The 14725-nt window shown below is 45.4% G+C and carries 9 protein-coding genes, 2 pseudogenes and 1 riboswitch; of the genes and pseudogenes, 3 read left to right on the top strand and 8 right to left on the bottom strand.

Annotated elements, in window-relative coordinates; genetic code table 11:
• Positions 1–269 precede the first annotated feature (269 nt).
• Entirely contained in the window at positions 270–1199 is a 930-nt protein-coding gene (locus tag F4V51_RS14350; protein WP_153978500.1) for an L-lactate dehydrogenase, read from the top strand.
• A gap of 266 nt (positions 1200–1465) precedes the next feature.
• Here the strand turns inward: F4V51_RS14350 and F4V51_RS14345 are convergent, their stop codons facing one another.
• From F4V51_RS14345 to F4V51_RS14310, 8 genes and pseudogenes are all read right to left on the bottom strand, one after another.
• Entirely contained in the window at positions 1466–2398 is a 933-nt protein-coding gene (locus F4V51_RS14345) for a tyrosine-type recombinase/integrase (RefSeq protein ID WP_153978499.1), read from the bottom strand.
• 88 nt (positions 2399–2486) lie between these two features.
• Positions 2487–3560: a hypothetical protein gene (locus F4V51_RS14340; protein WP_153978498.1), complete on the bottom strand. Its 1074-nt coding sequence runs from the start codon at positions 3558–3560 to the stop codon at positions 2487–2489.
• 274 nt (positions 3561–3834) lie between these two features.
• Positions 3835–5286: pseudogene (locus F4V51_RS14335) on the bottom strand (amino acid permease).
• Between the two features lie 550 nt (positions 5287–5836).
• A complete protein-coding gene (locus F4V51_RS14330) occupies positions 5837–7297 on the bottom strand; it encodes a glycoside hydrolase family 1 protein (protein WP_153978497.1) in 1461 nt (486 codons plus the stop codon).
• A 15-nt stretch (positions 7298–7312) separates the two neighbouring features.
• Positions 7313–9178 carry a beta-glucoside-specific PTS transporter subunit IIABC gene (locus F4V51_RS14325; RefSeq protein ID WP_162009936.1) on the bottom strand — a complete coding sequence of 622 codons (1866 nt, stop codon included), beginning with the start codon at positions 9176–9178 and terminating at the stop codon, positions 7313–7315.
• A 147-nt stretch (positions 9179–9325) separates the two neighbouring features.
• Complete coding sequence (gene licT / locus F4V51_RS14320) at positions 9326–10165, bottom strand: BglG family transcription antiterminator LicT (RefSeq protein WP_153978495.1); 840 nt, start codon at positions 10163–10165, stop codon at positions 9326–9328.
• A gap of 298 nt (positions 10166–10463) precedes the next feature.
• Positions 10464–11837, bottom strand: a pseudogene (locus F4V51_RS14315) (amidohydrolase family protein).
• 175 nt (positions 11838–12012) lie between these two features.
• Positions 12013–12585 carry a CGNR zinc finger domain-containing protein gene (locus tag F4V51_RS14310; RefSeq protein WP_153978494.1) on the bottom strand — a complete coding sequence of 191 codons (573 nt, stop codon included), beginning with the start codon at positions 12583–12585 and terminating at the stop codon, positions 12013–12015.
• A 162-nt stretch (positions 12586–12747) separates the two neighbouring features.
• Here F4V51_RS14310 and F4V51_RS14305 point away from each other — a divergent pair, with 162 nt between their 5' ends.
• Positions 12748–13251, top strand: coding sequence for a DinB family protein (locus F4V51_RS14305; RefSeq protein WP_153978493.1), 504 nt, complete (start codon positions 12748–12750; stop codon positions 13249–13251).
• An 82-nt stretch (positions 13252–13333) separates the two neighbouring features.
• Positions 13334–13484, top strand: a riboswitch (FMN riboswitch).
• Positions 13485–13628: 144 nt separating this feature from the next.
• A complete protein-coding gene (locus tag F4V51_RS14300; protein ID WP_153978492.1) occupies positions 13629–14609 on the top strand; it encodes a DMT family transporter in 981 nt (326 codons plus the stop codon).
• Positions 14610–14725: the final 116 nt, after the last annotated feature.

Below are 14725 nucleotides of genomic sequence, written 5' to 3'. Positions count from 1 at the left end.
CCGATCGGTATACATTTTACGATTCATTAGAATCCACTTCTCCCATTCTACCACAAACCATGTCGAAAAGGCTCATCTTGGGTAATAGGGATCAGGAGCGAACCCGTATCAAGTCCTCGTTCCATTGTTGGATGCCCATGCCGTACTTTCGACTCAATCTTCCTTAAACAGACAACGAAAGTGAAATATTTTATAGACATCGCTTTCTTTTCAAACATTTATACCTTAATATGGATGGAAGTCTACCCCAAAAAGGAGAGGATAAGAACATGGTAAACAGTGCAATGCTTAAACCAAGTCGCGTAGTCATTATTGGCATGGGCGCGGTGGGAACAACAACGGGATATACGCTGATGTTAAGGCAGCGCTCATCCGAGTTGGTATTTGTGGATGTGAATCATGATAAGGCCACAGGCGAAATGCTGGATATGAACCACGGGCTTCCATTTACCGGAGGTGTCAAAGTATGGGCTGGTGACTACTCGGACTGCAAAGACGCAGACATCATTATCATTACAGCCGGGGCCTCCCAGAAGCCGGGTGAAACCCGCATTGATCTGCTCAAGAAAAATGCCAGCATATTTAAAGATATCATTGAACGTATTACCGAAGTGAACTCTCATGGCATTTTGCTCATAGCCACCAATCCTGTAGACATTTTATCTTATACATCCTGGAAACAGAGCGGCTGGCCTGCTTCACGGGTAATTGGCTCCGGTACCTTACTCGACAGCGCCCGCTTCCGCTACCTGATTGGTAAAAACAAAGGCATTGATCCCCGCAGCATTCATGCACACATCATTGGGGAACATGGTGATTCCGAAGTACCTGTATGGAGTCTGGCCAACGTAGCCGGAACAGATCTGGAACTCGACGAGGAAACGCAGCAGGATATCTTTGATCGCACCAAAAATGCGGCATATGAGATTATTAATGCCAAAGGAGCCACTTCCTATGCAATCGCACTTGCTTTGGATCGTATTGTAGCAGCCATTTTGGGCAACGAAGGATCGGTCCTGAACGTATCTACACTGCTGGAGGACTACAATGGGGTCTCCGATGTTTATCTCGGAGTTCCATGCGTGGTGGATCGTAACGGAGTGCGTGAAATATTGCCGCTTCCACTGAATGAGGCAGAGAAGGTCGCATTCCAGGCTTCTGCAAACAAATTAAAGGAACAGATTGAAGGATTGGAATAATGTCATTATTTTAATATAACCAAAGGACCATCTGGATCGCATCTCATGCGGATTCGGATGGTTCTTTCGTATGAAACTCTAATCGATGGACATATAATATATTTCATTATTCATCTGGTTTACATAATATTAATTCCGTTAATTCCGTTGATGTATTTCACCTTATGCCTCCTCGAACAAATACTGCGATTCATCGAATTTCGTTGATGTTGCACTGCTCGAAATGAAAAAACCTGCCCTCATGGACAGGTCTGGCTTGTTACATTTTACTTTTCACTTGCAAACTCCGGAAGTTTGACGTCAAGCAGAGCCATCGCCTCTTCCTTCTCCCGGCTGGTGACGTGTGTATAAACGGTTGTGGTTTGAATCGATGCGTGACCGAGCAATTCCTGAACCGTACGCAGATCGGCGCCGCGCCGCAGCATCATGGTTGCGAATGAGTGCCGCAGCTTATGACTGGAATAGTGCAGACGCTGATGTGTCGGAGACTCCTGTTGAAAACGTTCGAAGGTTTCCGTTGATATGAGCTGAATACTGCGAATGGATAGCCGCTTCCCTTTTTGCGAAACAAACAAAGCTTCTTCCTTCGCCCGCCATGGAGACAAACGCTCTTCTACAGCCAAGGTTAACAGCTCCGCAACCATCTCCGGAACAGGGAGTGTACGCCATTTACGGCCTTTACCGAAGACATCCAGCGTGCGCCGCTCCGCATTATAGTCCTTACAGTTGAGCGCATGGACTTCACCAACCCGCAATCCCATATAACCCATTAACAGAAAGATCGCAAGATTGCGTGTACGATATTTCCCTTCTACCGATTGCAGGAATCGTTCCAGACCGCTTTCATCCAGAAAGACGGGCGCCCGATTTTTCTCGGTTTTGGATTTTTTGATTCCTGACGCGGGATTATTCGTTAACACTTCCAATTCAATCAGCGACTTGAAGAAGCAATTTACCGCTGCATGTTTGCGATTTCTTGTCGCATCACTAACTCCCCGTTCGCGGGCACGTGACAGAAATGACAGGACATGCAGCTTCTTCACCTGCTCCAGTGACTTTCCTTGAATAGAAGAGAGAAATTCGGCGACGTCACCCGTGTATGATTTTACAGTGTGTCCCGTGTAACCGGCGTCTTTCATCCATATGTGAAAAGCTTCAAGCTCATCAGCGTATTGCTCCTGAATTTCCTCGCTTATCATCGGTATTCGTCACCACGATTCATTCTAGTGTATACGTAAGGTGAGCCATTTCACTCACTTTATGTTCCTGAAATAAACTTTGTTTCATTTAATCAACAATGACGACATCAATGAGTGGTCTGATCTCCTTCGGACAACCTTCGCTGCGCGATAGCACAAAGGATGGCAGTGGATTTTCATACAAACCGTTAACCGATTCGCAGATCTGTACATACAGGTCCATATGCAAAGTCTCCCCTTCCCCTGATACATCGATCACGGGCCAATCCTTCGTGGTACATGCCGGCCAGTTGGCCAGTTCATGCGCAGGTACGATGCTTAACTGCTGTACAGCTGGTGCAATCCGGTAAACACCTCTGAACTCAGGCTCCTCACCAAGCTTGTCCACTGCAAGAATGGAAGCCGCTTGCTTGCCCGGTGCGGAGTAGATTGAGTAACACCACGGAGATACGCCCCACGCCATAGCCATGAGTCCTTCTTCCAATAAAGTGTCCGAGAGATCGCCCTCACCGAATTGTTCAATCAAGTTATGATCACCGGAATCAATCAGCTCTTCCACTCGTTCTGACATGCGCGGCAAATCCGCCAATATAAATCCACCACTGCCATACCCGTCAAATACATGATGATCTCTGCTCCATGTAGATGAAACGGCAGTTGAATGCGGAATTGCTTCTGCTGGAAACAAATTCAATAATACCGTAATGACCTGAGCGTATTTTACCATAGCCTCTTGTTCAGGTTCCAGAGGACCTTCGGCAATCCGGGGCGTTTTCAGGTGCAATGAAATCCGAAGCTCGTAATCACCCTCTGCAAAATCGGTCCATCCCCACGGTATAGGCTGCTCAATCCCTTCTATGGAGTCTAAGAAAATCGTGCTTTCAGGTTTCAAAGAAACAGGATATTGAACGAACCCCAGCTCCTGACCATATATGATCGCAGCGTCATCCCGGTGAATCGGCGCATCAAGCTGCTGTGCAATAACGGATACCTTGCGTCCATCCTTCAGCTTGCGATCCGGGTCCATTTCCAGCTTCGTGGCATTTTTCCCCTTAGGATGTGAGATATTCACTTTTGCCTCTGCAAGTACGACAGAGTCTGCTAGTGCAAACCCGAAATTCGGATTCAGATGAAGCTGATTCGTATGTATTGATGTGTTCATGATACATCCCCTCTCCTATGTCTGATGGCATGTCACATCCCTCAATATATGTCATATTTGAACTGGCCGCAACCCTGAGCTGGGTATAGTCGAGTATGGACATGTACTTTAATAGATACCCGAATATAGGTCTAAAGCCAACTTTCTTTTTCTTTCCCCCTTCGCTTTAGAACAGGAAACCCCATATTGCTCTAGTGTAAGCTAGGCAGTATGGGGTAGTGAAATAGTAAGTGTGCAGTAGAAAAATCTAGTGATACATAGCCATTTTTATTTATTATTTACTTCCCTTTGACTTCACCGGCTGTTGATCAACAGCTATGGATCCTTTCCGCAGAGGATTTAGGTGACTGTAGTGACGTCCATACATGAAATAAATGATCAGACCGATAACCAGCCAAGCGAAAAACGTAATCCATGTCAGAGCAGCTAAACGGGTCATCAGATATCCACAACCAATCGCACTCAGTATCGGAATCCATGGAACAAAAGGCACCTTGAAGCCGCGTTTGAGATCAGGGTTGTTTTTTCGCAGAACGATAATGCCCAGACTGACGACTGCGAATGCAAACAATGTACCGATGTTGGTAAGCTCAGCCAGATGACCGAGTGAGATGAACCCCGAGAATAGCGCAATGATGATACCTGCCACCCATGTACCTGTCGCCGGTGTTTGACTTTTACCACTGATTTTGGAGAATACCGGGGAGAGCAATCCGTCACGTGACATGGAATACAATAGGCGGGTCTGCCCATACATCATAACGAGCAGAACGGTTGTTATCCCGGTGATTGCACCAAGAGCCACAATCCAGGACAGCCCATGCAAATTCACGAATTCAAACGCAAAGGCAACCGGATCACTAACATTCAGCATGTGGAAAGGCACGATGCCTGTCAAAATCAAGGATACAACGATATACAGCACAGTGCAGATTGCCAAGGAAGCAATAATGCCGATCGGCAAGTCGCGCTGAGGTCGTTTGACTTCCTCCGCTGCCGTGGAAACCGCATCAAATCCAATATAAGCAAAAAAGACCGTCGCCGCACCAGCGGTTACTCCTGAGATGCCAAACGGTTAAAACGGCTGCCAGTTGGAAGGCTGTACATAAAACACACCCACTCCGATAAAAATCAGCACGACAATAATTTTGATCGCCACCATTATACCATTGGCACGGGCAGCCTCCTTGACGCCGCGAGTGAGCAGGAAGGTGATCAGTAACGTGATGGCTGCTGCGGTAACATCGAAATAGGTCCCCTTTTCAGGATTGTATGCACTGCTGAGTGCATGCGGAAGCTGTAATCTGAAGCCTGACAGCAGCGACTGAAAATAACCGGACCATCCGCTGGCCACGGCCGCGCTGGCGAATCCATACTCCAGAATCAGATCCCAGCCAAGAATCCAGGCAATGACTTCACCGAAGGCAGTGTAACTATACGTGTATGCACTCCCTGAAGCAGGTACGCTCGATGCAAATTCGGAATAGCATAGTGCAGCGAATGCACAGATGATGCCTGCAAGCAAAAAGGAGAGCACTAATCCAGGACCAGCATAATTTGCCGCCGCAACTCCTGTTAATACAAAAATCCCTGTACCGATAATTGCTCCTACTCCAAGCGTTGTTAAGTCCAAAGGACCTAGTGCCCTTTTTAACGCACTATTTTCTTCTCCGAAGGTGAGTGGCTTTTTCCGAAGCAGCGAAGATCGTTTCTGATTCTCTGACATAGACATGTTCCTCTCATTACAAACGTAGATTGAAGTATATCTTCCTAGCTGCTTCATCTCGATCTGTTCTATAAAAAAGTCGTTTGTTCTATAATACCGATCACCTACAAAAATCTATCGTATTCTACACGTTGTCGCGTTGCTATGCTAAATTTATTTTTAATCACAGTAATATTTTGTGCTTTTGAGGCGAATAATATCATGAACTGTTGGATAGGTCGCCAAATGAAAATCGATTTAAAACAAAACTGCGTATAATTTATATTATGCGCAGTTTTTTGAGTGCTTTTATAAAGGCATAAACCACCTTAAATCGTTGTTATAAGCATTTACGTAAATAAAGAACTTTTTCGTCTTTTTCCGCTGTCACTTCGCGCCAAAATTCGTCTGAAGGCTACGTCTCCACCCCTACTCTCGTCGATAGTGGACCTCCTATCATTTATATACAGAAAAAAGCCGCTACATTTAGCGGCTCCTTTCAATGCAATATATTTATGTGTCATACAGGTGTCTCTCGACCAATGATTTCGGCCAAAGATGTAGACGAGCTTTACTCCCAGCTCAAATCCTGTCCATTGGTTTCAATCACTTTTTTATACCAGTAGAAGCTGTTCTTTTTGCTTCTCTTCAGCGTGCCTTTGCCTTCGTTATCCTTGTCCACGTGTATGAAGCCATAGCGCTTGGCCATTTCACCCGTGGAAGCACTAACAATATCAATGCAGCCCCAGGCTGTGTAACCGATCAGGTTAACGCCGTCACGGACTGCTTCTCTCATTTGTTCAATGTGAGCCCGTAAAAACTCAATTCGGTACGTATCGTTAATGGTGCCATCCTCTTCAACGACATCAACTGCACCCAGGCCGTTCTCTACAACCATCATCGGGATGCGATACCGATCATATACATGGTTCAGCACGTACCGGAGTCCAACCGGATCGATCTGCCAACCCCAGTCTGTGGCTTTCAGATATGGATTTTTGTATCCACCGAAAACGTTACCTTGGGTTTCATCCCCCTCTGGTCGTGTACCTACCACATGAGATTTGTAGTAGCTGAAGCTGTAGAAATCCACACAGCCTTGTTTCAGAATTTCCTCATCGCCTTCGGCCATTTGTATATGAATATTTTTCTCTTCAAAGTATCGCTTCGCAAAGTCAGGGTATTCCCCTCTAACTTGCACATCGCTGCTCATCATGTTGTTGATTTGATCCATTCTCAGCGCTTGTAACATATCTTCCGGTCTGCATGTACTTCCGTAGCCATGACTGTAATTGATCATGCAGCCTAGTTTGAAGTCTGGATTGATCTCATGCGCAAGTTTGACCGCTTTGGCACTCGCCACGAATTGATGGTGCAGCGCTTGAAATCTCATCTGCGTGCTGTCTACTGATGTATTGTTAAATACACCGCCATCTTTATCAACCAGAAGTCCTCCTGCCAAGTAGGCACCTGCCGGAACAATAAGACTATTGATCTCGTTGAATGTGATCCAATACTTCACCACATCTTGGTAACGATTAAAGATGGCGTCGCAATACTTCACGTAACAATCGATCATTTCCCTGGAAGCCCAAGCGTTGAATTTCTTAGTTAAAGCAAATGGAGCTTCATAATGGGAAATCGTAACGATCGGTTCAATATTATACTTTTTCAGTTCATTAAACACATTGTCGTAAAATTGGAGACCAGCTTCATTTGGGGTCGCATCGTCTCCGTTAGGGAAGATTCTGGACCATGCAATGGACATTCTGTAGCAGCGGAACCCCATCTCTGCGAACAAACGGATATCTTCCTTGTAATGATGGTAAAAATCTACCGCTTCATGAGAAGGATAATGAACTCCCTCTTCAGTCGTTATGGTAATGCGACGGGGAACCGTATGGGTTCCTCCCGTCATCATATCGGCGGTACTCGCCTTTTTACCGTCAAGATTCCAAGCACCTTCATATTGATTCGCCGCTGTTGCACCGCCCCACATAAATGAGTCCGGGAAACCATTTTTATTATTCATGAAACCAATTCCTCCTTAAATAATCTTGATGAGTTTCTCACCAATCGCAATGGATGCTTTGTCCGTGCTGATCACATCTACGAAATCATCTGAATTCGTAACAATAATCGGTGTAGTCAGATCGTATCCTTTAGATGCAATTGCATTTGTATCAAATTCAATGAGTAAATCTCCAGCTTTTACTTCATCACCTTCTTGGACATAAACCTTGAAATGCTCCCCTTTCAGTTTCACGGTATTCATACCGATATGAATCAGAAGTTCAGCACCATTCTTGGTACTAATGCCGATCGCATGAGAAGTAGGAAACACTGCAGATACGACGCCATCAGCAGGTGCCACAAGTTTCCCAACCGTAGGCTCAATGGCAACACCTTTTCCCATCGCCCCCGATGCAAATGCTTCATCTTTTATCGTTGATAACTCTAAAACTTTTCCTGTTAATGGTGCAGTAAGAACACGTTCCGAAACGTCAGCAACAGTCACACGATTAGTTGTAGGAGATTTTTCTTGTGAATCTTGAGTCTTTCCATCCTCAGGTACATCTTCAAATCCCAAGATAAGAGTCATTAAGAAGGTAACTACAAATGCAATCACACAACCAATGGCCGCATGAACCAGATTCCATGGATGATACGTGATAAATGCCGGCAGCGTAGCTATACCTGCAATTCCGAGAGCCGATCGAGCTACACCGAACAATCCAACATAAATACCGGCTACAGCGCCACCAACGATTACAGCGATCAATGGCTTTTTCAAGCGTAGATTTACACCAAACAAGGCGGGCTCGGTAATTCCGAGTAATGAAGTTATGCTGGTAGAATATGCAACCTGTTTGAACGCTTTATTTTTCGTTCTCAAAGCGACTGCAAGGGCAGCTGCACCCTGAGAAATATTGTGTACAAGCATACCTGGGCCAACGATACTATCCGTCTTAGTCTGTGCATACGCAGTGAGCACCACAGGTCCCAAGCTATAATGCATACCTGTCATAATCAGGAAAGGGAAGGCTCCGCCGATAATACCAGAAACCAACCATCCTGCATGTGTATTGACAAATGAAACAGCTGACGCAAGATAGTTACCCGCGATTGCACCGATCGGACCGAGCACGATCAACGTTAGTGGCGCCATAACCAGAATCACGATCAATGGTTTAAGAATGGATTTAATGACCGAAGGAGAATACTTTTCGGCAAAGCGTTCGACATAGGACAAAATCCAAACCGCTAGAATAATGGGTATGACCGACGAAGTGTACGTCGCAGAAGTGACTGGCAGCCCCAAGAACGTGATTGGCTCACCTGCAGTCATCAACGCTGCAAAGGTGGGATGCAGCAGCACACCTGCGATCGTTAACGCAAATCCTACGTTAGCCTTAAGCTTAACTGCCGCACTCCAGGCAAGCAGCATCGGCAAGAAGTAATAAGCTGCATCACCGATAAAGGTCATGATGGTATTAAACTGTCCATCCAGATCAACGAGATCGAATGTTTTTAAGATAAGCAGAACGGCTTTGATCATGGCGCAACCAATCATGGCTGGCAGAATGGGTGTAAAGATACCGGAGATGGTGTCCAGAAGCGTAGTCAGTTTCCCTTTTTTCACTGATGGAGCATCATTTTTGCTTCCGAAGTTCCCCAGCTGGGTCAACGCTTTATACACATTGTTTACCTCGTTACCAATAATAACCTGATACTGCCCACCGCTGCTGGCAACACCCACAACACCTTGTACATTTTTTAAAGCTTCATCATTCGCGACCTTCTCGTCCTTTAGATTAAATCGCAGCCTGGTAGCACAGTGCGTTACACTGTCTACATTTTTCTCTCCACCGACCAGCTTTAAAATCTCGGCGGCTGTGCTTTCATGTTTCATGTACTTCTCCCCCTTAACCATTTTTTTGTATAAAAAAAGACCTAGAATTCTATCGAATATAGATAAGCTCTATACACGATGGAACTCTAGGTCTTGCCTGCCTCACCAGTAACAATCCTAGTATAGTCATTATAGTGGGCTGATGAATCAATCCTTCTCTTCATCAATAACCCTTTTGATATGAACCGTTAAATACACCAATTCATCTTCCGTCAGTTCTTTTCCGTAGTCAACTCGAATCAGCTGCGCAATACGGAGACTACATTGATATTCTTGCACGTATTTTTCTTTAATAATATGGAGAAAATCACTATCGCCACTTTTTACAACGGTATTATTAAACAAGCGATACGCGAAAAACTTCAAATGAGTAACAAGTCTGGAATAATGGAGCGAGCTTTCATTGAAACGAATATTAAACTGATATCGAATAATATTCAAGACTTTATGAATAAACTGCGTTATCTTCATGGTTTCTTCCATATCGGAACCCAGTTCAGCATTAACAATATGAAGCGCAATGAATCCAGCCTCATCTTCAGGCAGCGAGATATTAAATTCTTCATTAATCATATCCCGAGCTTTCATGGCTACACGAAATTCATTGGAGTAAAACGCTTTAATTTCAGACAACAAAGCATTATTAAAATTCATCCCCTGATTATAACGCGCCACAGCAAAATTAATATGATCCGTTAACGTCAGATATATATTTTCATTAAGTTCCTTGTCTAAGGACTGCTTGGCGTATTGAATAATACTGTCGGACACACGAATATATTCCATCGGGATTTGTGCCAGCAGGGCATATAATTTGCCTGATACATTTTTGGATTTCAGAAAAAATTCTTTTTCAATCTTGACTGTGTCCACATTGTCTCCCTTTTTCTTCTGAAAACCAATGCCACTGCCTAAAAGCATCATCTCCTGGCGTCTTTCATTCACTGCACAGACGACATTATTGTTAATAATTCGTGTGATCTTCATAGGAATCTCCTTTTAACATGAAACGTTAACAAAATTTGACAACAAAAAAAGACCATTAATTATGCATACATGAAGAACCATTCTGCATGTTTGCATCATCAATCGGTCTTGCCTGCTGATCAGTAACAATCCTGATTAAATTCATTATTAACTTATATGGCTATCTTAGTGGAAAGCGTTATATTTGTCAACAACCCTTGCTTTAATACCGATTGGTTTTGTAAATATGACGAAATGGATTTAATAAAAAAGAGCCGTGCTTATGTAACGGCTCTTTTACTTTACTTCTGCAGATTCTTTAAGAAAATACAATCCGATCCGCATCAGACAATCGATACTGGGTTAATAAATATTCCTTACTTTCCATCGCTTTGCTTCGAATGTCGTCCAGGTTCACATGCAGCAGCTTACCATTTCGCTTCACAAGTTTTCCTGCAACAAAGACCGTGTCCACATTGGATGGATTGGCGAATTGCACAACAGCACCGATTGGATCGTGAACGGGGAACAAATTCAGGTCCGTTGTACGAATCATAATTAAATCCGCTTCTTTTCCCGGTATGACTGAGCCTGTTTTTCGCTCGAGCCCTAAAGCCTGTGCACCGGCCGAAGTTGCAAATCGCAGTACCTGACTCGCTTGCAAACTCAGCTCTCCCGGCATTTCACCCTGCGCAAGCAATAACTCGTTTGTTCTGGAACGCTCAGCTTGCAGCGCAAATTTCATCTGTGAAAACATATCTCCACCTGTCGAAGTCACCACGTCCACACCAAGCGTTGGCGTGCCACCATGTTCGAGAAAATATCCTGTAGCCGGATAGCCATGACCCATCATCATCTCTACTTCAGGCGTAACTGACAAAGAGGCTCCCGTGTCTGCCAGCATTTTGAATTCATCCATGCCCATCGTATTGCCGTGAACGACATTAATTCGCGGGGTAAGCAGTCCTGCCTCGTACATTCGGCTAATGGAACGGTCAGCTGATCCCCAGCTGCCAAACCCGACATGCATGGAACAAATTGCGTCCAGTTCTTCTGCGAGCTGAATGTCCTGCACCGTCGTATCCCAGTGGCTAAACTCTGGGCCGCGAATCGCTAGTCCATACGTGACCAATTGGTCACGAGAGGAGAAATAACGCTCCTTCACCCCTCTGATATTCTCCGGGTATGAAAGGGTACTTTCCCGATTCCAATAGGCGGTTTCCCCTGGAACACCGTGAGCAAAGACAGCCCGGATCCCTGCATCCTGCAGCCCACGAATAAGTCCATCGGTATGATCAGGTGAATATGGCATGCTCCAATCAAGTACCGTCGTCACCCCCGCGTTAAGCGCTTCCAAAGAACCCAGGAGATTGGCAATGTAGCTGTCCTGTGGTCGAAGCTTGCTTCCCATGGCACCATAGTACAGATTTTGCAAATACACGGGCAGCTACCAGTTCGTTCCAGCTGTTTTCACAAGAGATTCCCACATATGCCGGTGTGTATCCACCAATCCAGGCATGACAATCATGTCTGATGCGTCGATCACCACAACATCTGCATCGGACACCTCGATATTCGGTTGAACGGCTGCAATCAAAGAATCCTGAATAAGTACATCTGCCCTGTTAAACTGTCCAATACGAGCATCCATCGATAATACACAACCGTTTTTCAATAGATAACCTGTCCCCATGAGACACCTCTCCAATCGTAATGGTTTGTAAAATGATCTGATTCGCATTGCTTGTCCTTACATATGATTTGCGACTATACTTTCGCTAGTACATAACCATTATATACCGATTGTTAATGTTTATCAATTATGAGCACCAAACCTACTATCTATGGTGATGACTGCTCTTAAATTTTTAAACTTCATTCTTTTCTCCGCTGGATTCCAGCTTACGTTTCGCTCGAAAACGTCTCACCTTCATTAGATTGCCGCACATTTTATCATCGCAATATTTCTGTGTTCTACTGCGAGTATCATCATAGAAGACCCAGCGGCAGTCCGGGTTGTCACAGCATCGAATTCTCTTTCCTTCGCCCTCCACCAGTGTCATGGCAAAGTCAGCAGCGACCTCGGCCATCACCTGAAACCAATGTGCATGGATGGGAACCAGCTTAACATCCAGTCCTTGCTCCTGTGAGATTAGTTGTCTGATCACCCCACCACTTCGCATAAAGTCATTTAACCATGCCTGATCCTTCTCCGTTAGGGTCGTTCCCGCTGACAAACGGATAGCCAAAGACTGTAACTCATCTCTAAAGCTTCTCATGGTGGATTCTTCTTCAGTCGATGCCGGCACTTGTGCTTCTAATTGCCAACGATTCAAGAAATCCTGCTGCCAGCTTGCTTTTCCCAGTCTATCTTCAGATCGATCCCCGCCGCGCCAATCATGATAGTCGCTATTCACAAAATCTGTCCATAACCTATCCATCTAAACCTCCGCTACTGTAACTATCTAAATCGAAAAAAGATGGTTACTTTCTTTTGGATTGTGTTATATTAATTGTAACCATTTCAAACTATATTAGCTAGTTACAAGCATGAAGACGCAAGTCATGAGATGAGTTCCACTAGAGAGGAATGAACTTTAAAGATGACGTCTGTAACAACTGCATTAGATGTGTTGATTATTCAAAAAGAAGATACCTGGGATCAATGTAACTGGATTGTCCCATTGTCGAAGGCACTTGAAGGGCTGACCTCAGAGCAGGCAGCTTGGATCCCTCCTTCAGGAGGACTGAGCATATGGCAGCTGGTCAATCATATGTATTATTACAACGAGCGGATTTTAAAGCGTCTTCAAGGTCAAGCTCCACCTGTACCCGCTGCCGAATCGAATGAAGCTACGTTTGGCAGTCCTGGTGACCCCTTGGACCAAGTTGGCTGGAGCCAACTTGTGGAGCGAACTACTGAACTGGCAGACCAGTTGCACAATAACCTGGTTACGTTGCAGGATTCCAGACTTGAAGAAGCCTATTTGGATTCCGAACAAAACTGGGCTCAAACGCTTGCCCGCTGGGTTCTTCACGACGCTTATCACGCGGGTCAGATTGTGCTTCTGCGCAGGCAGCAAGGAAGCTGGAACATCATTTTCTAAAAAAATGCTTGAACTGCTAGCGCTTACAGGAATAAGATGAACTTATTAATGTTACAACTTGTACTATAACCTATAAATTGAATAGGATCTTCGGGGTAGGGTGCAATTCCCAACCGGCGGTGATGTTCCAATCGGAACCAGCCCGCGACTCGCTGTTGACTGCTTAGGACAACAGCGACTGACTTGGTGTGACTCCAAGGCCGACGGTACAGTCCGGATGAGAGAAGATCAACACATGACATACCGCCTATGGGAAGGTTTCTTTCCTGACGATATGTTCATGGATGAGCCCCCGTTTATTTGGTGTATGCCAAAACGGGGGCTTTTGTCGATTTTGCCAACTGAAGATTCCGTGTTCTGACGAAGGAGTCCTGAATATGGAAAAGACACAGCATGCATCAACCGTTTATCGCAAGGAACGAAGCAATACCGGATTTTGGCTCGTTGTTCTCGGTGCAGCCCTATGGGGCGTAGATCCATTGTTCCGCATCATTTTGCTGCAAACGATGACCTCTACTCAAATTGTACTGGTGGAACATATTATCGTGAGCTTAGTCGCTATACCCGTCTTATGGAAATTCCGCGCCGACCTGAAACAATTGCGAGCCCGTCACTGGATCGCCGTTATCTTTATCTCATGGGGCGGCTCTGCACTGGCAACCGTATTATTCACGCTTGCACTGACACACAATGATCCGAATACCGTTTTGTTGCTGCAAAAAATGCAGCCCATCTTCGCGATTGTTTTAGCGAAGTTCTTATTGAAGGAAACACTGCCGCGCCGCTTCGGCTGGTTATTCGTTGTTGCTCTTATCGGAACTTATCTGCTTACATTCGGGTTTACACTTCCGCTTGGAAACTGGAACAACTGGATTCATGCGGGCAGCCTGTTGTCACTTGGCGCTGCTGCCTTATGGGGCGGCTCTACGGTGATGGGCCGACTGATGCTGGGGCAAACCCGTTATGAGACGGTCACCTCCCTCCGCTTCGTCGTAGCTCTGCCCTTGCTGATCTTCATGACCTGGAACGAGGGTGCAGCGTGGACCTTGCCATCCGGCGCTGGAGAACAGGCAGCGGTTGCGCTCAACATTCTGGGGCAGGCGCTATTGCCAGGTTTACTGAGTCTATTGTTATACTATAAAGGTCTCTCGTCCACCAAAGCTTCCGTGGCCACATTGGCTGAGCTGAGCTTCCCCATGGCAGGTGTGCTTGTGAACTGGATTGCATTCCGGACACTCATCACATGGGAGCAGCTGCTTGGATTCATTCTCATCTGGATTGCTTTGTTCGCTATATCCAAACAGCAGGAACGATCTGGCACAGCTGCAGACGCAGCGCCTAGGCTTCGGACAGAGTAATAAAGATCTTATTTATATCATAAAGGCACTGCACATCCTTCTGGATCGGCAGTGCCTTTTGTCTTTTTATAATTCCAGTGGTACGATGACATATGGACAGGTATTAATACTATTTC

It is taken from the genome of Paenibacillus xylanilyticus (assembly GCF_009664365.1).
GTDB classification, from domain to species: domain Bacteria; phylum Bacillota; class Bacilli; order Paenibacillales; family Paenibacillaceae; genus Paenibacillus; species Paenibacillus xylanilyticus_A.
The sequence above is the reverse complement of the archived record's forward strand: the minus strand, read 5'-3'. Positions and strand labels throughout refer to the sequence as shown.

Bases quoted from the DNA above. Each gene is read 5' to 3' on its own strand.
- F4V51_RS14325 (WP_162009936.1), bottom strand. From the start codon at position 9,178: ATGAAACATGAAAGCACAGCCGCCGAGATTTTAAAGCTGGTCGGTGGA.
- F4V51_RS14340 (WP_153978498.1), bottom strand. From the start codon at position 3,560: ATGAACACATCAATACATACGAATCAGCTTCATCTGAATCCGAATTTC.
- F4V51_RS14350 (WP_153978500.1), top strand. From the start codon at position 270: ATGGTAAACAGTGCAATGCTTAAACCAAGTCGCGTAGTCATTATTGGC.
- F4V51_RS14310 (WP_153978494.1), bottom strand. From the start codon at position 12,585: ATGGATAGGTTATGGACAGATTTTGTGAATAGCGACTATCATGATTGG.
- licT (WP_153978495.1), bottom strand. From the start codon at position 10,165: ATGAAGATCACACGAATTATTAACAATAATGTCGTCTGTGCAGTGAAT.
- F4V51_RS14305 (WP_153978493.1), top strand. From the start codon at position 12,748: ATGACGTCTGTAACAACTGCATTAGATGTGTTGATTATTCAAAAAGAA.
- F4V51_RS14300 (WP_153978492.1), top strand. From the start codon at position 13,629: ATGGAAAAGACACAGCATGCATCAACCGTTTATCGCAAGGAACGAAGC.
- F4V51_RS14330 (WP_153978497.1), bottom strand. From the start codon at position 7,297: ATGAATAATAAAAATGGTTTCCCGGACTCATTTATGTGGGGCGGTGCA.
- F4V51_RS14345 (WP_153978499.1), bottom strand. From the start codon at position 2,398: ATGATAAGCGAGGAAATTCAGGAGCAATACGCTGATGAGCTTGAAGCT.